Below are 17,272 nucleotides of genomic sequence, written 5' to 3' on the forward strand. Positions count from 1 at the left end.
TAAATATATAGTAATTTAAAAAAGTTGACATGTCTTGGAGGTGGCAAATTGAGTAAATATGTAATACAAGGTGGTAAAAGGTTGGTAGGAGAAATACCTATAATTGGAGCTAAAAACTCTGTACTACCAATATTAGCAGCCACAGTAATAAATGGTGACAATAATACGATACTAAATACTCCCAATCTCAGAGATGTAGATATAATGGAAAAAATACTTAGACTAATAGGGTGTAATGTAAATAGAGTAGACGATGTAATAACTGTAGACTCTAGGAATTTAACAGGCATCCATATGCCAGAAGAATTAGTGAGGGAAATGCGTTCTTCGATAATTCTAATGGGTGCTATGTTAAGTAGAACGGGAGAGGTAACAATAGGATATCCAGGAGGCTGTGAACTTGGTCCTAGACCTATAGATTTACATCTAAAAGCACTAAGACAAATGGGGGTAGAAATAGAAGAGTCACATGGTTTCTTACACTGTAAGGCTGATAGTCTTGAAGGCTGTGATATACAACTAGATTATCCTAGTGTCGGAGCTACTGAAAACATAATGTTAGCTGCTGTAAAAGCTAAAGGTACTACTACTATTAGAAATGCGGCAAGAGAGCCAGAAATAGTAGATTTACAGAACTTCCTAAATGCTATAGGAGGTAGAGTATGTGGAGCTGGAACTAGTGTTATAAGGGTAGATGGTGTAGAGAAGTTCAATCCTGTAGAACATAGTATAATTCCAGATCGAATAGAAGCAGGAACCTATATGGTGGCCTCAGCTATTACTGGAGGAGATGTAATACTTAGAAATATAGAAGTAGAGCATGTGCAATCCATTATAGCTAAGCTTAGAGAAGTAGGATGTCAAATTTATGCTAATAGTACAACACTAAAAGTAATAGGACCTAAAAGAATAAGTGCTATAGAATCGGTACACACATTGCCTTATCCAGGATTTCCTACAGATATGCAAGCACAAATCATGTCTCTACTATCTGTGGCAAACGGTACTAGTGTAGTCACAGAGACAATATTTGAAAATAGGTTTAAACATGCTGATGAGTTAGTTAGGATGGGAGCGAATATAAAAACTGTAGGTAAGGTAGCAGTAGTAAAAGGAGTAACAAGTCTTACTGGAGCAAAAGTATCAGCTAAAGATTTAAGAGGAGGAGCATCACTAATATTAGCAGGATTAGTAGCAGAAGGAATTACAGAGGTTGATAACATATATCATGTAGAAAGAGGATATGATGCTATAGAAAGTAAACTTAAAGCTATTGGTGCAAATATAGAGAAAGTATAAAGCAGCTTAGTGCTGCTTTTTTAAGAGGACAAGCTTGGGGGAACAAAAAGATGAATAAAAATATTGATAAAAAAATTAATCGTAAAAAAAAGAAATTAACAGTAATAGTATTAATATTCATTACAGCTATATTTTTTATAGGAGCAACAAAGACTTCAATCTTTAACTTAAAAACAATCGTAGTCAAAGGAAATAAAGAAATTACTAAAGATAAAATAATTATGTCATCAGGAATTATCGTAGGAGAAAATATATTTAAGATAGACTTAAAAAACTCTAAGGAAAACCTTTTATTGCACCCTTACATAAAAGATATAAGTATAAAAAGAAAACTACCTAACAAAATAATAATTGATATAAAGGAAAAAGAGGAAATAGTTGCAATAAAACATATGAATTTTTATACATATTTAAGTCATGATGGTCTTATTTTAGATATAGTTCCAGAAAAAAAAGATAACAATACTCCAGTAGTAACTGAACTAGAGATAAAAGATCCATCTATAGGAAATAAAGTTGAATACAAGACAAGTAAACAAGGCGATAATATCACAAGTTTTTTTGAAGAATGTATAAGCTCTGGACTAAAGCAGCAAATAGCTTTCATAAAATTTGATAAGGGTGAAAATATTACCATAACATTGAAATCAGGTGTAGAAGTTGCATTTGGTACCTTAAATAAGGTAAAATATAAATTGAACTTCTTATCGAACACATTAGAAGATCTAGAAAAAAAAGATATTAAAGCTAAGAACATATATCTTAATAAAGGCAATGATATAATTGTTGAAGTAGTTAATAGTTAGGGGGAATAGTGTGAATAATAATATAAAAAACAAAATAGCTATGACTACTGTATGCATTATACTTGGAATTATATTGACCATTCAATTTAAAACTGTTGACGGGTTAAATACTAATATTTTAAGTACACAGAGATCTCAACAAATTGCAGTAGAGTATAAAAAATTGAAGAATGAAAAAGAAAAAATATTGAAAGAAATGGAATTATTAGAAAAAAAGGTTTCTCAATATGAAAAAGGCGAAGCTGGCAAAGATGACTTTCTTGAGAATCTTTATAAAGATATAGAAAAGTATAAAATGCTAAGTGGCTATGAAGATGTAAGTGGTCCAGGAGTTACTCTTCAAATAGACGAGCCTCCAGCAGAAATTCAAGTTGGAGATCAAAGAAATACAATTGTAGAGCATTATGGAGCTTTATTAGAAATAATAAGTCTTTTAAATGCAGTAGAAGCAGAAGCTATATCTATTAATGATCAAAGATATACAGCATTTACAGAGATAGTTCCTGCAGGTAACCTTTTAGAGATAAATGGTATGTCTTTTGGAACTCCAATAGTCATAAAAGTGATAGGAGATCCAGAGGATATTGAAAATGCATTAAGAATAAAAGGTGGTATTATATGGCTTATGGAGGAAGGCTATAATCTTCAAATTCATATAAAGCAAGAAAAGGATATTTTTATACCTAAATATAAAAAAGTTAAAGAATTCAAAAATGCTAAACCTGCTATAGTTAATGCAAATAACCCTTAAGGATGATTTAAAATGAAAAAGAAGCTAAAAGAATTATTAGCCTTAACTCTTTTATCAGTAATATTAGGCGTGTTATTATCCTTTCAAATGAGACAAAAAATTGAAAATTATAGTTTGTTTTCTTTAAATTCTATTGAAATAATGAAAAATGACATTGAAAATTCTAGAGATGAAATAGAGAACTTAAATAGACTAATAGATGAAAAAAAGATAGAATTAGAGAAGTTCAAGCAAGTAATAGAAGATGAAGATAAAAACATTGAAGATTATATAAAGGAAGAAATGGAGAACTTTAAAGTAATAGGTGGACTAGAAGATATAGAGGGTCCAGGTATAAGGATAGTTATAGCAGATAATGAAGAAAAAGAAATAATAGGTCAAAATATTCAAGATGATATAATTCATGATTCTGAAATTCAGATAATACTAAATGACTTGAAAAATGCAGGTGCAGAAGCTATTAGTATAAATGGGCAAAGAGTAGTATCTAAGTCAGAAGTAAAATGTGGAGGACCTATAATAAGAATAAATGGAAAAAGTTCAGCTAATCCTTTTGTAATTACAGCAATAGGAGATCCTAAAGCACTATATGCAGCTATAAATGCTCCTCAAAGCTTTGGTTGGACATTAAAAGAAGTTTATAATAAAAAGGTAGAAGCAGAAATTAAAGATAAGGTATTTATACCTAAATATAATTGGAAAGATTCTAGTTTCAAATATTCAGAACCTATAAAAGAGGGTGATTAAATTGATTTTGGCTATATTAGGTATTATTATAGGAGTTGTAATAGGTATATATTTGCCTATAACATATTCACCAAGTTATTCACTTTATGTTTCAGTTGCGATTCTTGCTTGCATGGACTCAGTATTTGGTGGATTAAGAGCACTTATGGAAAATAAATTTAACACTAGTATATTAGTGTCAGGCTTTTTTGGAAACTCTATTTTGGCTGCATTCTTAGCTTATGTAGGAGATAGACTAGGAGTTCCACTATACTATGCAGCTATATTTGCATTCGGTGGAAGACTGTTCCAAAACTTCGCAATAATAAGAAGATATGTATTTAGAAAAAGAAGTAATAAAAATTAAAACTATTGTAAAAAATAAATAAAAATAGTCGATATAAAAAAGAGGGAATTTCTCGTACATATTGAATTATATATAATATGAATATTTTTGTGTAAGTCAATACAGTACTTAAGAATATAATACAAAATCACATAGATGTATAATCTTAGAATGAGGGGGTCTTAAAGTGTTTGATTTTGACGTAAATATGGATCAATTTGCACATATAAAAGTTGTAGGTGTAGGTGGCGGAGGAAATAATGCCGTAAATAGAATGATAGAAAATGGTGTAAAAGGAATAGAGTTTGTGACAGTGAATACAGACAGACAAGCACTCCACTCTTCAAAGGCTGAATCAAGGCTACAAATAGGAGAAAAACTTACTAGAGGTCTAGGTGCAGGAGCTAATCCTGATATAGGAATGAAAGCAGCAGAAGAGAGTAGAAATGAAATAGAGGAAGTACTGAAAGGTGCGGATATGATATTTATAACAGCTGGTATGGGAGGGGGAACTGGGACTGGAGCTGCTCCTGTGGTTGCAGAGGTTGCTAAAGAACTAGGAATACTGACAGTAGGAGTTGTTACTAAGCCTTTCATGTTTGAAGGAAGAAGGAGAATGTTACACGCAGAACGAGGTATTGAAGAACTGAAGCAGAGAGTGGACACACTAGTGACTATCCCTAATGATAGGCTACTACAAGTGGCAGAAAAGAAAACAACAATAGTTGAAGCTTTTAAAATGGCTGACGACGTATTAAGACAAGGTATCCAAGGTATATCGGATCTTATAGCAGTACCTGCTCTTATAAACTTAGACTTTGCAGACGTAAAGACTATAATGTACGATCAAGGACTAGCGCATATGGGAATTGGAAAAGGAAGTGGAGAAAACAGAGCTACCGAAGCTGCTAAACAAGCTATTCAAAGTCCTCTTTTAGAAACATCTATAGAAGGTGCTAAAGGCGTACTATTAAACATAACTGGAGGAGCGAACTTAGGTATATTTGAAGTAAATGAAGCGGCAGATCTTATAAGACAATCTGTAGATCCAGATGCTAATATAATATTTGGTGCTGGAGTAGATGAGAGTCTTAATGATGAAATCAAAATAACAGTTATAGCAACAGGATTTGACGTTAAAAAGAAAGAAGTTGTACCAAAAGAAAAAGTAAATACTGATAAAGAAAATGAGGAAAAGCCATCGGCAGAAGAAACACCAAAAGAAAGTAAAAGTTTTGAAGCAGATGACCTGGACATTCCTACATTTTTAAGAAGAAGAGATAAATAAGCCTTTCTAGATTTCTAGAAAGGTTTATTTTTTTCGACTTCAGTAAGTGACATAATTTTGAACAAAAATACTATATAATATGCATAATGAAAAGAAAAATTGAATACAAGTAAAATAAGACTAGCTTGAAGGAGGGATGAGATAATTGTATGTTTATGCTGAGTATCTTTTGCTAGAGAACTTAATAATAAACTATATAATTCTCTATTCTACGAAAATATTTACCAAGACATGTACAAGTAGGAGAAGAATATTCTTAGCATCTTTAATAGGATCTGTATATACGCTTGTTGTATTTTTTCCTTCTGTAAGACTTATGGCGAAAATAACAACAAAAGTAATAGTAGCTGTAATCATTATAAAAGTAGCATTTAAGCCTAAAAATTTGAGGAATTTCATAAAACTTATTGCTACATTTCACTTAGTAGCATTCACATTTGCAGGAGCATGTTTAGCTTTATTTTACATGATGGATGTAAATACATATATTGATGGTGGTATATTTTACATATCTAACTTTAAGATAAAAACACTAATACTAGGAATACTTTTTGGGTGGATTTTATTCCAGTTAGTATTAGAATACTTACAAAGTAGGTCTATAAAATCTAAAAGTTTTATACCTATAATAGTAAATTTTAAAGATAAGGAGGTAAATATACGTGGACTTTTAGATACGGGAAATTCTTTAAAAGAGCCAATGACAAAGACTCCTGTAATAGTAGTACAGTTCTCTGCTATAAAAGAGATACTTCCTGAATATGTTCAGAATATCTTCTGTAAATATTCGGAAAACGATCTAGACTTAATTACGAATGTTCTATATAATGCTTCAAATAAAATTAAGTTTAGATTAATACCATATAAGTCCTTAGGAAAAGAGGATGGAATGTTACTGGGATTTAAACCAGATAAGGTCATCCTTGATGACAAAGAAGATAGGCAGATTAAAGACGTAGTAATAGGTATATATAATGGAAGATTATCTAATGACAATGAATATAAGGCATTAATACATCCAGACATATTGACTTAGGGGGAGAATTGAAGTGGAAATCAAATTTTTAAACAAGATTATGTTGAAATTAAGAATTCTTTATATTAAGACATTAAAAAAACTTAATTTATTTAAAGAAGAAGAAGTATATTATATAGGGGGAAGTGAGGTACTGCCTCCTCCATTAAGTAAAGATGAGGAGAGTTACTTATTATCTAGGCTTAAACAAGATGATAGTATAAAAACAATTTTAATCGAAAGAAATCTAAGATTAGTTGTATACATAGCAAGAAAATTTGATAACACAGGTATAGGTGTTGAGGACTTAGTTTCTATAGGTACAATAGGCTTAATAAAGGCTGTTAATACATTTGATCCAGATAAGAATATAAAGTTAGCTACTTATGCATCTAAGTGTATAGAGAATGAAATATTAATGTATTTAAGAAGAAATAGCAGAATAAAATCAGAAATATCTTTTGATGAACCACTAAATACAGACTGGGATGGAAACGAATTGTTATTGTCTGATATCTTAGGAACAGATGAAGATATTATTTTCAAATATCTTGAAGAAGAGATAGACAGAAGCTTATTAAACGAGGCAGTTGGAAAGCTTAATGATAGAGAAAAACGAATTATGGAGTTAAGGTTTGGACTGAATAATGGTGAAGAACGAACACAAAAAGAAGTAGCTGATATACTTGGAATATCGCAATCATACATTTCAAGGCTAGAAAAAAGAATAGTAAAAAGATTAGAAAGAGAGATAAGTAAAATGTTTTAAAAGCTAGTTCAAATTAAGAACTAGCTTTTTTTATATGTATATTTTAAGTTGATTGAGGCAATAATTTTTATATACAAAAGGGGTAATATTTGGAGAAAGGAAATGAAGCCCAGTGCATATAAATAAAGTAGAGATATGTGGAGTAAATACTTCAGAGTTACCAGTTCTAACAAATAAAGAGATGAGAAAACTTTTCGATAGAATACATGAAGGAGACTTAAGTGCTAGAGAAGAGTTTATTCAGGGAAATTTAAGATTAGTTCTGAGTGTTATACAAAGATTTAATAGAAGAGGAGAAAATGTAGACGATTTATTTCAAGTTGGGTGTATAGGGCTTATGAAGGCGATAGATAACTTTGACTTATCACATAATGTTAGATTTTCAACTTATGCTGTACCTATGATAATAGGAGAGATAAGAAGATATTTAAGAGACAATAACTCTATAAGAGTAAGTAGATCACTGAGAGATATAGCATATAGAGCACTTCAAGCAAGAGAGCATCTTATAAGCAAGAATTCTAAGGAACCTACAATAACGGAGATAGCAAAAGAATTAGATCTCCCTAAAGAAGATGTAGTATTAGCGTTAGATGCTATACAAGATCCAATTTCACTATTTGAACCTATATATAATGAAAGTGGAGATGCTATTTATGTTATGGATCAAGTAAGTGATGAAAAGAATGAGGATGAAGTTTGGTTACAGGGAATAGCTTTAAGAGAAGCTTTAAGAAGACTCAATGATAGAGAAAAGTTAATACTTAATCTAAGATTTTTCAAAGGAAAAACTCAAATGGAAGTAGCAAATGAAATTGGTATATCTCAAGCACAAGTATCAAGATTAGAAAAACAGCTTTAAAGCATATGAAAAAACTAATATAATAATCAAACTTTTCACTTTAAGTTTAAATAATAGTAATAAATTAAGACAAGTTAACAATATATATAATATAGAAGATAAAACTTAAAGTGAGAAGGTGGTAAAGTGATAAAGGCATCAGACTTGCGAGAAAAAGAAGTTATAAATATTAGAGATGGTACAAGATTAGGACTAATAGAAGATGTAGAAGTTAACTTAGAAAAAGGAATTATAGAGGCTATAATAGTTCCAGGTTCTGGTAGTATATTTAGCTTATTTAGTAAAAGTAGAGATTACATAATAGGATGGAGAAATATAACTAGGATCGGAAGTGATGTTATATTAGTAGATTTAAATCTAAGCGATATAGAAAATGAACTGATATAAGAATATTACCCTACTTTTAGGAACTATAAATAGGAGTAGGGTAAAACAATAGACATAAATATAAATATATATTATAATCTGTTTATAGTAGCATTTTAAAATTGTATTGTAAAATGAGGTGAGACATATGAAATGTCCCTATTGTGACTTTTTTGAATCTAAGGTTGTTGATTCAAGACCTATAGATGATGGACAAGCAATTAGAAGAAGAAGAGAATGTACAAAATGTGGTAAGAGATTTACTACTTATGAGAATATAGAAGAAATACCACTGATAGTAATTAAGAAAGATGGAAATAGGCAAGCGTATAATAGGAATAAAATATTAAACGGAATAATAAGAGCTTGTGAAAAAAGACCTGTATCAATACAACAAATGGAAGAAATAGTGGATGATATAGAAAAGACATTATTTAACTCTATGGAAAAGGAAATAACAACGAACTATATTGGGGAATTAATTATGAACAAATTAAAAAATGTAGATGAAGTTTCTTATGTAAGGTTTGCTTCTGTATATAGACAGTTTAAAGATCTAAATACATTTATGGATGAATTGGAGAAGCTTTTAAGAGAAAAGTAGATAAAAAGGACTCATATAAGGGTCCTTTTATTGTATCATAGAGATTTATTAAAACAGGGAGTGAGACTTAAGTATGAATAATTATAATAAGTTTAAATTAAATGAAAAAGGTGAAGTAAAATATTATACTGTACCATCATTTGATGATACGTTACTAGTTACACATGCCTTTACGACTAGATTAGGTGGAGTTAGTAAAGATCCTTTCAATAGCCTGAATTTAGGATTTAAAACTGGAGATAATAAAAAGGATATTATAGAAAACTTCAAAATCATATCTGAATCATTAGAGTCTAAAATAGATAATTTAGTGCTATCTGACCAAGTTCATAAAACAGAAATAAGAGCAGTTACTAAAGCTGATTTAGGCAAAGGAATAGTAAAAGAGATTGATTATAGTGAAATAGATGGACTTGTAACTAATGAATCAGGTGTTACACTCTGCACATTTTATGCGGATTGCGTACCGCTGTTCTATTTAGATAAAGAAAAAAAAGTAGTGGGATTAGCTCACGCAGGATGGAGAGGAACAGTAGCAGGAATCGCCGGGAATATGATAGATATAATGAAAGAAAAATACGAGTCTAAACCAGAAGATATAATAGTTGGTATAGGACCTTCTATAGGGGAATGTTGTTATGAAGTTAATAAAGATGTATTTGACGAATTTAACAGAAATTTTACAAACACTTCAAACGTGCTAAAATCAATGGACGATGGCAAATGGAAGCTTAATTTATGGGAAGCTAATAGACTAATATTAGAGGATAAAGGGGTACCTTGTAGAAATATAACTATAAGTAACTTGTGTACTAGTTGCAATAATGACATTTTTTACTCTTATAGAAAAGAGAATGGCAAAACTGGAAGGATGGCAGCTATTATACAATTAAAATAATCTACGGGAGGGAAAAAATGAATTACGCAAAGATCCTTGTAGTTGATGATGAAGATCACATAGTAGAACTTATAAAATTTAATTTAGAAAGCAATGGATATGATGTAGTAACAGCTAATGACGGACAGGAAGCAGTGTTTAAGTCTAAAACAGAGAATCCAGATCTCATAATATTAGATTTAATGCTCCCTAAAGTAGATGGTATAGAGGTATGTAGAAAAATAAAAGGAGATCCTGAAACTTCACATATTGCTATTATAATGTTGACTGCTAAAAGTGATGAAGCAGACAAAATTGTAGGACTTGAAATAGGTGCAGATGATTATATAACTAAGCCTTTTAGTGTAAGAGAGCTTATAGCACGAATAAAAGCTGTACTTAGAAGAAATCCAAACAATAAGTCTGGAGATTATACAGAAAATATTTTAAAAATAGGAGATATAGTTATTGATGATGAAAAACATGAAGTAACTAAAGATGGTAAAAAAGTAGACTTAACATTAAAAGAATTTGAGTTATTAAGAATACTAGCTAAAAACAAGGGAAAAGTTCTTTCAAGGAATTTTTTGTTAGATGAGGTATGGGGATACGACTATTTTGGTGAGACTAGAACGGTGGATGTTCATATTAGACATATAAGAAAAAAGATAGAAAATGATGATAGCAGACCAGAATATATAGAAACCATTAGAGGAATAGGATATAAAATGAAATAAGGAGAGATATATGGAAAGAAGAATGCTTATTACATTTTTTATATTAGCAACAATAGGAATACTTATAACGGGGATATTGTCCTTTAGTTTATTTAAAATAGCAGTACCTACTGATTTTACAAGTCAGGTAGATAAAGAATTATTAAAATATAACTTAATATCAATAATTAGTGGGATTTTAGTTTCACTAGGTTTAGGAACGAGATTCATTAGAAAGGTAATGGAACCCGTAAAAAAGCTTACTATAACTACTAAAAAGATTTCTACAGGAAACTATGGAAGAAGAATATATTCTAAGACAGATGATGAGCTAGATGAACTTTCAGAAAACTTTAATATTATGAGTGAAAAGTTAGAAGAAACTATAGGAGAACTTCAAGATAATAACACTAAAATGAAAGCTATACTTACAAGTATGTTAAATGGCGTAATAGCTTTAGATAATATGAATAGAATTATACTGATGAATCCAGCAGCGGAAGAAATGTTTGGAGTTACAGAAGATATCATTAAAGGGAAGCATATAATCGAAGTAATAAGAAATGAAGAATTAGGAGAGTTTGTAAAAGGTCTAATAGCAAATAATAGATCTATAGATAGTGAGATAGAGATATACACACCTGAATACAAAATATTAAGCTTCCATTCTAACTTAATTAGACTTGGAAACGATCCTAATAAAATAATAGGTGTTGTTATAATATTACAGGATATAACGGATATAAGAAAATTAGAAAATATGAGAAAAGACTTTGTTGCAAATGTATCTCATGAACTTAAGACTCCACTTACTTCAATAAAAGGATTTGTAGAAACCTTAAAATCTGGAGCAGCAGAGAATCCAAAGATAAGAGATAAATTTTTAGATATTTTAGATATAGAAGCTAATAGATTAACTTATTTAATACAAGACCTACTCACACTTTCTGAAATCGAGAATAAAAATACACTTAAAGAAGATGAAAAAATAAATATTCAAGACAATATAGATCAAGTACTAGAAATGCTTGAAGAATTAGCAAAGAAAAAAGGCATAGAAATAGTAAAAAATATAAGTGACAAATTACCAGATATATACGGTGATATAGGATGGTTTAAACAAATGATTATAAATCTAGTGGATAACGGAATAAAATATACACCTGAGAATGGAATTATAAAAATAAATGCATATAATGATAAGGTTAATCTCTATATAGAAGTTTCAGATACAGGTATAGGAATAGATAAAGAGCATCTTCCAAGACTATTTGAGAGATTTTATAGAGTAGATAAAGCAAGAACAAGACAGGTTGGAGGAACAGGTTTGGGGCTTGCAATAGTTAAGCATATAGTGTTATCATTTAATGGATACGTAGATGTGAAAAGTGAATTAAACAAAGGAACAAAATTTACTATAACAATTCCTTTAAATAAGGTGACACATAAATAAAGGGGTGATTTAATGCTAACTACAGAACAAAAATTGATATGTACACTATGTCACTTAAGTCTCTTTATAAGCTTGCCAGTAATAGTCCCACTAATTGTACTAGTAGTGTCTAATAGCCAATTTGTGAAACAACAAGCAAAAGAAGCATTAGCTTTTCAAATAGGACTAATAATTATGGGTATTGTAGGAGGTGTATTAACGCTTTTAATAGTAGGTATTTTTATATTAATAGCTGTTGGAATAGCTGGGATAGTGTTACCTATAGTAGCAGTAGTAAAAATATCTGATAATATAGATTATTCTTATCCTATAAGTGGAAAATTTGTAAGGGGCTAAACGTGAGCACTATTGATATTTTAATATTAATAGTGCCTTTATTATTTAAAAGAGACTTATTAAATAGTCGATATAAAATAACTTAACGAGAGGATGACTTTTATGGATCTTTTTGAATATACGGCTAATAAAAACTTGGAGAGAATGGCTCCTCTCGCAGATAGAATGAGACCAACTACTCTAGAAGAATATACTGGCCAAGATCATATAGTGGGGAAAGGCAAATTGTTATATAGAGCTATAAAAGCTGATAAAATAAGTTCGATAATTCTATATGGCCCGCCGGGTACTGGAAAAACAACGTTAGCTAAGATTATAGCAAATACAACTCAAATGAAATTTGAACAACTAAATGCAGTTACATCAGGAATAAAAGACATAAGAGAAGTGATCGAAAAATCTAAAGAAAAGTTAGGTATGTATAACGAAAGGACTATACTATTTATAGATGAGATACATAGATTTAATAAGAGTCAACAGGATGCACTTCTTCCGTATGTCGAGAATGGTACTTTAATTTTAATAGGTGCTACTACTGAAAATCCATATTTTGAGGTAAATAAAGCACTTATTTCAAGATCGATGATATTTAAATTAGAGCCATTATCTAATGAAGATATAAAAAAGGTAATATTAACTGCCTTAGATGACAAAGATAAAGGGCTTGGGAGCTTCAATATAAATATAGATCCTGATGCACTGAAACATTTAACAGATATCTCTAATGGTGATGCAAGAATTGCTTTAAATGGATTAGAACTTGGTGTTTTAACTACAGATCCAAATGAAAAAGGAATTATAAATATAACACTAGATATCATACAAGAGTGTGTTCAACAAAGGGCAATAAAGTATGAAAAAAATGGTGACGAACATTATGATACGGTATCAGCATTTATAAAAAGTATGAGGGGGTCAGATCCAGATGCTACACTCTATTGGCTAGCTAAAATGCTATATGCAGGAGAAGATCCTAAGTTTATAGCTAGGAGGATAATAATAAGTGCTTCAGAGGACGTCGGGAATGCAGATCCACAAGCACTTAGTATAGCTACATCTGCATTTGATGCGGTAAACTTTATAGGTATGCCAGAGGGTAGAATAATACTAGCTCAAGCAGCAGTATATATAGCATGTGCACCTAAAAGCAACTCAAGTTATGTAGGAATAGATAAAGCACTTAATGATATAAAAAATATTCAAACAGGAAAAGTACCGGCTCACTTAAGAGATGCTCACTATAGTGGATCATCTAACTTTGGAAATGGAAAGGGATATTTATATCCTCATAATTATGAAGATGGATTTATAAAACAACAATACTTACCAGATAACATGGTAGGAGCAAAGTATTATGAACCAACAAATAATGGATATGAAAAGGTTATAATGGAAAGACTAAAATATATAAGAGAATAAGCTAAACTCATTGACAAAAAAGATAATGCATAATATAATTACTAATTAATATGAAAAATATTAAATAATAAGACTATGAAGAGAAGAGTAGGTATAGAGGAAATTAAAGCGAGTCGGTGATGGTGTAAGTCCGATATGGAACCTATATTGAAGAACATCTCAGAGTTTCTAACCGAAATCTTTTAAGAGAGTAGACTTAGACGGATTCACACCGTTAATCAGTGAGCAGTATAAAAAGTACTGTTTTTTAAGTGGTCTTTATGACAAATTGGGTGGTACCGCGAAAATAGCCTTTCGTCCCTTTGTGGATGAAGGCTTTTATTTTTTTGCAAAGAAAATATAAAAAATACATAGGAGGAAAAGTATATGAAATCAACTCTAGTTAAACAAATATATAGAGAAACTGATAAATATTTAAACCAAACAGTTACTATATCAGGGTGGATAAGAACTATAAGGGATTCAAAAAACTTTGGTTTTATCGAATTAAATGATGGTAGTTTCTTTAAAAATATTCAGATAGTATATGACAATACTTTAGATAACTTTGATGAAATATCTAAATTACCAATAAGTACGGCTATAATAGTAGAGGGAAATTTAGTTGAAACACCAGGAGCTAAACAACCATTTGAAATAAAAGCAACTAAGGTAGAAATAGAAGGTTTATCTACTCACGACTATCCTTTACAAAAGAAAAGACACTCATTAGAATATTTAAGAACTATAGCACACTTGAGACCAAGAAGTAATACTTTCGCTGCAGTTTTTAGAGTACGTTCACTAGCGGCATATGCAATACATAAGTTCTTTCAAGATAGAGGGTTCTTGTATGTACACACTCCAATAATAACTGGTAGTGATGCAGAAGGTGCTGGAGATATGTTTAGAGTTTCCACTTTAGATTTATCTAACGTACCTAAAAATAAAGAAGGAGAAGTAGACTTCTCAAAAGATTTCTTCGGAAAAGAAACACACTTAACAGTAAGTGGTCAGCTAGAAGGAGAGTCTTATGCTCAAGCGTTCAGAAATATATATACATTTGGACCAACTTTTAGATCAGAAAACTCAAATACTTCTAGACATGCAGCTGAATTTTGGATGATAGAACCAGAGATTGCATTTGCAGACTTAGAAGATAATATGGAACTAGCAGAAGATATGTTAAAATATATAATTAGCTACGTACTAGAAAATGCACCAGAAGAGATGGAATTCTTTAACTCTTTCATAGACAAAGGACTTATAGAGAGATTAACTAATATAGTTAACTCAGACTTTGAACGTATAACTTATACGAAAGCTGTAGAAATACTTGAAAAAGTAAAAGGTAAGTTTGAATATGATGTAGAATGGGGAGTAGACTTACAAACGGAGCATGAAAGATATCTAACAGAAGAGGTATTTAAAAAACCAGTATTTGTTACAGATTATCCTAAAGATATAAAAGCATTCTATATGAAGCTGAATGATGATAACAAAACAGTTGCAGCTATGGATCTTTTAGTGCCAGGTATAGGTGAAATAATAGGTGGAAGTCAAAGGGAAGAGAGCTTAGAAAAATTAGAAAGTAAAATGAAAGAACAAGGAATGAAAACAGAGGAATACTGGTGGTATTTAGATTTAAGAAAATTTGGTACGACTAGACATTCTGGATTTGGGCTAGGATTTGAAAGGGCAATAATGTACATGACAGGTATGACGAATATAAGAGATGTAATTCCTTTTTCAAGAACAGTAAAATCAGCTGAATTTTAATCATAGAAGATAATATATAATTATAAGGAGGAGAACAAATGAAACTTTATCAACAATGGGAAGAAATAGCAAGTGAAGAAAGAAGTCAAGAAGGATATAATGAGTTTTGGGAGAACTACTTTTTAAAAGAAAAAGATGTATATAAAATAATATTAGGTGAAAAAGAAAATGTAATAAGTGGAAAAGTAAGTGATTTATCTAATAAGTATGGAATGGATAGTGTTACATTCTCAGGATTTTTAGATGGTATTAATACTAGCTTAGATCAAGAAGTTAATCTTGAAGATTTAGAAGAAGATACAGAAATAAAGTTAGATATAGACTTCGAAAAATTATACTTTAATATGCAAGATGCGAAAGCAGATTGGTTATACGGATTGCCAGAATGGGAAGATATATTAACAGAAGAAAGAAGAAAAGAATTAACTAAAGAATATAGACAATCAAAAATTGTAAGAGTAGAAAAGATAGGAAGAAACGACCCTTGTTCATGTGGAAGCGGAAAAAAATATAAGAAATGTTGTGGAAAATAAAAAATTAAATATATAAATAATTTATGAAAAATAAACCTTGAGTTATCTGCTCAAGGTTTATACTATTATAATAATGAAGAAAACATTTTGCATAAAAAAGTGATATAATCTAGTATAATATTAGGGTTAAATATTTCATTTGAAAAAATTTTGGAGTTGATAATCTTGAGTAAAATTCTTATACAAACAATGATATTAACAGCTATTATACATATCATAGACACATTGTCATACTCTGTTAGGTTAAATTCTGTGAAAAGCAAACAATACATACTTTCTACATCTCTATTTAATATATTTGTACTATTCTCTAGAACTGCAAATACATTTTTATCACCACTAATAGGTGCTATAGTTGGTCTAGCTATGGCAGAAAAAATAAATCCTATAACTGAAATAAGACTTATAATATTTTCGGCAACAATAGGAACAATTATAGGAACTATGTTAATACCAACATTTTTGAAGATATTTAGTATAGCAGTATCAAAGTTAGAGGTATCAGGCTCTATTCCTTTACTTATGATAAAATCTTTAAGTGTAAATAATATAAAAAAAGCAGCTCAAAAGGCTACACTACCTAAAAAAAGTATGATTACGAGATTAAGTATAAAAAATATACCTAAAGGACTGTTACTGATAAATACTTTCATAACAGGAATATATACAATAGGAATACTAGCCTCATTTTATGCTGCATTATTCGTTTCTCCTGAGAAAAGACTAGCAGTATCAGCTTCATCAGGAATGGTAAATGGAGTAGCTACTATACTTTTAACTATATTTGTAGATCCTAAAGCAGCTATAATAACAGAACAATCTATAAAAGGAGAAAGAGGATATCAGGATGTGAAGACATTAACTATACTTCTAATGGGATCTAAACTGTTAGGAACTATTATAGGTCAACTTTTACTCTTGCCAAGTGTAAGATTTCTAGCTTGGATATATAGCTAGTAATAAAAGTAAACTAAGATATTTTATAATATAAACTTTACTGTTACATAAAGATTAAGAACCAAATTATGTCTTTTAAAGTATATTGATATATAAATATATTTTAAAGGAGTGTATATGATGAAACACGTGACAATAGTAGAAGGTCATGGATATTCAACTCTAAAAGATAAAGTAAATGAATGGATGTCTGAAAATGAATCACAAATATTAGAAATGGTAGCTGTAGAATATGAGCAACATGGAGAGATTTATTTAGCAAGAATAACATATGAAGAAAAGTGATTAAGCAGTCTTTCCTGAAGACTGCTTTTTCGTCATTAAATACCAATATACTTGTTATATGTAACATGATTATAATAATTATTGAGCCAAAAATATGATAAGATAA

At 30.3% G+C, this 17,272-nt stretch carries 20 protein-coding genes and 1 other annotated feature; all 20 genes read left to right on the forward strand.

The annotated features are described in order from the left end of the window. The first annotated feature begins 48 nt into the window (after nucleotides 1-48). Complete coding sequence (murA, locus tag CURI_RS06565; protein WP_014967450.1) at nucleotides 49-1,299, forward strand: UDP-N-acetylglucosamine 1-carboxyvinyltransferase; 1,251 nt, start codon at nucleotides 49-51, stop codon at nucleotides 1,297-1,299. A 50-nt stretch (nucleotides 1,300-1,349) separates the two neighbouring features. Beyond that, entirely contained in the window at nucleotides 1,350-2,105 is a 756-nt protein-coding gene (locus CURI_RS06570) for a cell division protein FtsQ/DivIB (RefSeq protein ID WP_014967451.1), read from the forward strand. A 10-nt stretch (nucleotides 2,106-2,115) separates the two neighbouring features. Next, complete coding sequence (locus CURI_RS06575; RefSeq protein WP_014967452.1) at nucleotides 2,116-2,856, forward strand: DUF881 domain-containing protein; 741 nt, start codon at nucleotides 2,116-2,118, stop codon at nucleotides 2,854-2,856. Nucleotides 2,857-2,868: 12 nt separating this feature from the next. Further along, on the forward strand, nucleotides 2,869-3,603 hold the full coding sequence (locus tag CURI_RS06580; protein ID WP_014967453.1) for a DUF881 domain-containing protein: 735 nt from the start codon (nucleotides 2,869-2,871) through the stop codon (nucleotides 3,601-3,603). Continuing rightward, the gene (locus tag CURI_RS06585) at nucleotides 3,596-3,949 is read left to right on the forward strand and encodes a small basic family protein (protein WP_420805148.1); all 354 of its coding nucleotides are present in this window, start codon (nucleotides 3,596-3,598) and stop codon (nucleotides 3,947-3,949) included. Before CURI_RS06580 ends, CURI_RS06585 begins: the two co-directional genes overlap by 8 nt. A 166-nt stretch (nucleotides 3,950-4,115) precedes the next feature. Next, nucleotides 4,116-5,216, forward strand: coding sequence for a cell division protein FtsZ (gene ftsZ / locus CURI_RS06590; RefSeq protein ID WP_014967455.1), 1,101 nt, complete (start codon nucleotides 4,116-4,118; stop codon nucleotides 5,214-5,216). Nucleotides 5,217-5,361: 145 nt separating this feature from the next. Beyond that, nucleotides 5,362-6,252 carry a sigma-E processing peptidase SpoIIGA gene (gene spoIIGA, locus CURI_RS06595; protein ID WP_014967456.1) on the forward strand — a complete coding sequence of 297 codons (891 nt, stop codon included), beginning with the start codon at nucleotides 5,362-5,364 and terminating at the stop codon, nucleotides 6,250-6,252. A 13-nt stretch (nucleotides 6,253-6,265) separates the two neighbouring features. Beyond that, nucleotides 6,266-7,000, forward strand: coding sequence for an RNA polymerase sporulation sigma factor SigE (sigE, locus tag CURI_RS06600; RefSeq protein ID WP_014967457.1), 735 nt, complete (start codon nucleotides 6,266-6,268; stop codon nucleotides 6,998-7,000). Nucleotides 7,001-7,112: 112 nt separating this feature from the next. After that, a complete protein-coding gene (gene sigG / locus CURI_RS06605; protein WP_014967458.1) occupies nucleotides 7,113-7,862 on the forward strand; it encodes an RNA polymerase sporulation sigma factor SigG in 750 nt (249 codons plus the stop codon). A 126-nt stretch (nucleotides 7,863-7,988) separates the two neighbouring features. Next, complete coding sequence (locus CURI_RS06610; RefSeq protein ID WP_014967459.1) at nucleotides 7,989-8,249, forward strand: YlmC/YmxH family sporulation protein; 261 nt, start codon at nucleotides 7,989-7,991, stop codon at nucleotides 8,247-8,249. Nucleotides 8,250-8,376: 127 nt separating this feature from the next. Further along, the gene (nrdR, locus tag CURI_RS06615; RefSeq protein WP_014967460.1) at nucleotides 8,377-8,832 is read left to right on the forward strand and encodes a transcriptional regulator NrdR; all 456 of its coding nucleotides are present in this window, start codon (nucleotides 8,377-8,379) and stop codon (nucleotides 8,830-8,832) included. 73 nt (nucleotides 8,833-8,905) lie between these two features. Further along, nucleotides 8,906-9,730, forward strand: a complete 825-nt coding sequence (gene pgeF, locus CURI_RS06620; RefSeq protein WP_014967461.1) for a peptidoglycan editing factor PgeF — start codon at nucleotides 8,906-8,908, stop codon at nucleotides 9,728-9,730. A 17-nt stretch (nucleotides 9,731-9,747) separates the two neighbouring features. After that, nucleotides 9,748-10,446: a response regulator gene (locus CURI_RS06625; RefSeq protein ID WP_014967462.1), complete on the forward strand. Its 699-nt coding sequence runs from the start codon at nucleotides 9,748-9,750 to the stop codon at nucleotides 10,444-10,446. Between the two features lie 10 nt (nucleotides 10,447-10,456). Then, nucleotides 10,457-11,878 (forward strand): two-component system histidine kinase PnpS, encoded by a 1,422-nt coding sequence (pnpS, locus tag CURI_RS06630; RefSeq protein ID WP_014967463.1) that lies wholly within the window; start codon nucleotides 10,457-10,459, stop codon nucleotides 11,876-11,878. Nucleotides 11,879-11,890: 12 nt separating this feature from the next. Continuing rightward, the gene (locus tag CURI_RS06635; protein ID WP_014967464.1) at nucleotides 11,891-12,214 is read left to right on the forward strand and encodes a DUF4870 domain-containing protein; all 324 of its coding nucleotides are present in this window, start codon (nucleotides 11,891-11,893) and stop codon (nucleotides 12,212-12,214) included. A 102-nt stretch (nucleotides 12,215-12,316) separates the two neighbouring features. Beyond that, on the forward strand, nucleotides 12,317-13,633 hold the full coding sequence (locus CURI_RS06640; protein ID WP_014967465.1) for an AAA family ATPase: 1,317 nt from the start codon (nucleotides 12,317-12,319) through the stop codon (nucleotides 13,631-13,633). Nucleotides 13,634-13,699: 66 nt separating this feature from the next. Continuing rightward, nucleotides 13,700-13,938: a binding site (T-box leader), on the forward strand. Nucleotides 13,939-13,999: 61 nt separating this feature from the next. Further along, the gene (asnS, locus tag CURI_RS06645) at nucleotides 14,000-15,391 is read left to right on the forward strand and encodes an asparagine--tRNA ligase (RefSeq protein ID WP_014967466.1); all 1,392 of its coding nucleotides are present in this window, start codon (nucleotides 14,000-14,002) and stop codon (nucleotides 15,389-15,391) included. Between the two features lie 38 nt (nucleotides 15,392-15,429). Continuing rightward, nucleotides 15,430-15,924, forward strand: a complete 495-nt coding sequence (locus CURI_RS06650) for an SEC-C metal-binding domain-containing protein (RefSeq protein WP_014967467.1) — start codon at nucleotides 15,430-15,432, stop codon at nucleotides 15,922-15,924. A 165-nt stretch (nucleotides 15,925-16,089) separates the two neighbouring features. Next, nucleotides 16,090-16,881, forward strand: coding sequence for a lipid II flippase Amj family protein (locus tag CURI_RS06655; protein ID WP_014967468.1), 792 nt, complete (start codon nucleotides 16,090-16,092; stop codon nucleotides 16,879-16,881). 120 nt (nucleotides 16,882-17,001) lie between these two features. Continuing rightward, the gene (locus CURI_RS15780; RefSeq protein ID WP_187287422.1) at nucleotides 17,002-17,166 is read left to right on the forward strand and encodes a hypothetical protein; all 165 of its coding nucleotides are present in this window, start codon (nucleotides 17,002-17,004) and stop codon (nucleotides 17,164-17,166) included. Nucleotides 17,167-17,272 lie beyond the last annotated feature (106 nt).

Origin of the sequence: Gottschalkia acidurici 9a (assembly GCF_000299355.1) — a bacterium.
In the GTDB taxonomy this organism is placed as follows: Bacteria; Bacillota; Clostridia; order Tissierellales; family Gottschalkiaceae; genus Gottschalkia; species Gottschalkia acidurici.

Excerpts from the sequence above, each read along its gene's own strand:
- CURI_RS06635 (WP_014967464.1), top strand. The coding sequence starts at position 11,891 with ATGCTAACTACAGAACAAAAATTGATATGTACACTATGTCACTTAAGT.
- CURI_RS06650 (WP_014967467.1), top strand. The coding sequence starts at position 15,430 with ATGAAACTTTATCAACAATGGGAAGAAATAGCAAGTGAAGAAAGAAGT.
- CURI_RS06570 (WP_014967451.1), top strand. The coding sequence starts at position 1,350 with ATGAATAAAAATATTGATAAAAAAATTAATCGTAAAAAAAAGAAATTA.
- CURI_RS06580 (WP_014967453.1), top strand. The coding sequence starts at position 2,869 with ATGAAAAAGAAGCTAAAAGAATTATTAGCCTTAACTCTTTTATCAGTA.
- pnpS (WP_014967463.1), top strand. The coding sequence starts at position 10,457 with ATGGAAAGAAGAATGCTTATTACATTTTTTATATTAGCAACAATAGGA.
- nrdR (WP_014967460.1), top strand. The coding sequence starts at position 8,377 with ATGAAATGTCCCTATTGTGACTTTTTTGAATCTAAGGTTGTTGATTCA.
- CURI_RS06640 (WP_014967465.1), top strand. The coding sequence starts at position 12,317 with ATGGATCTTTTTGAATATACGGCTAATAAAAACTTGGAGAGAATGGCT.
- asnS (WP_014967466.1), top strand. The coding sequence starts at position 14,000 with ATGAAATCAACTCTAGTTAAACAAATATATAGAGAAACTGATAAATAT.
- CURI_RS15780 (WP_187287422.1), top strand. The coding sequence starts at position 17,002 with ATGAAACACGTGACAATAGTAGAAGGTCATGGATATTCAACTCTAAAA.
- CURI_RS06625 (WP_014967462.1), top strand. The coding sequence starts at position 9,748 with ATGAATTACGCAAAGATCCTTGTAGTTGATGATGAAGATCACATAGTA.
- pgeF (WP_014967461.1), top strand. The coding sequence starts at position 8,906 with ATGAATAATTATAATAAGTTTAAATTAAATGAAAAAGGTGAAGTAAAA.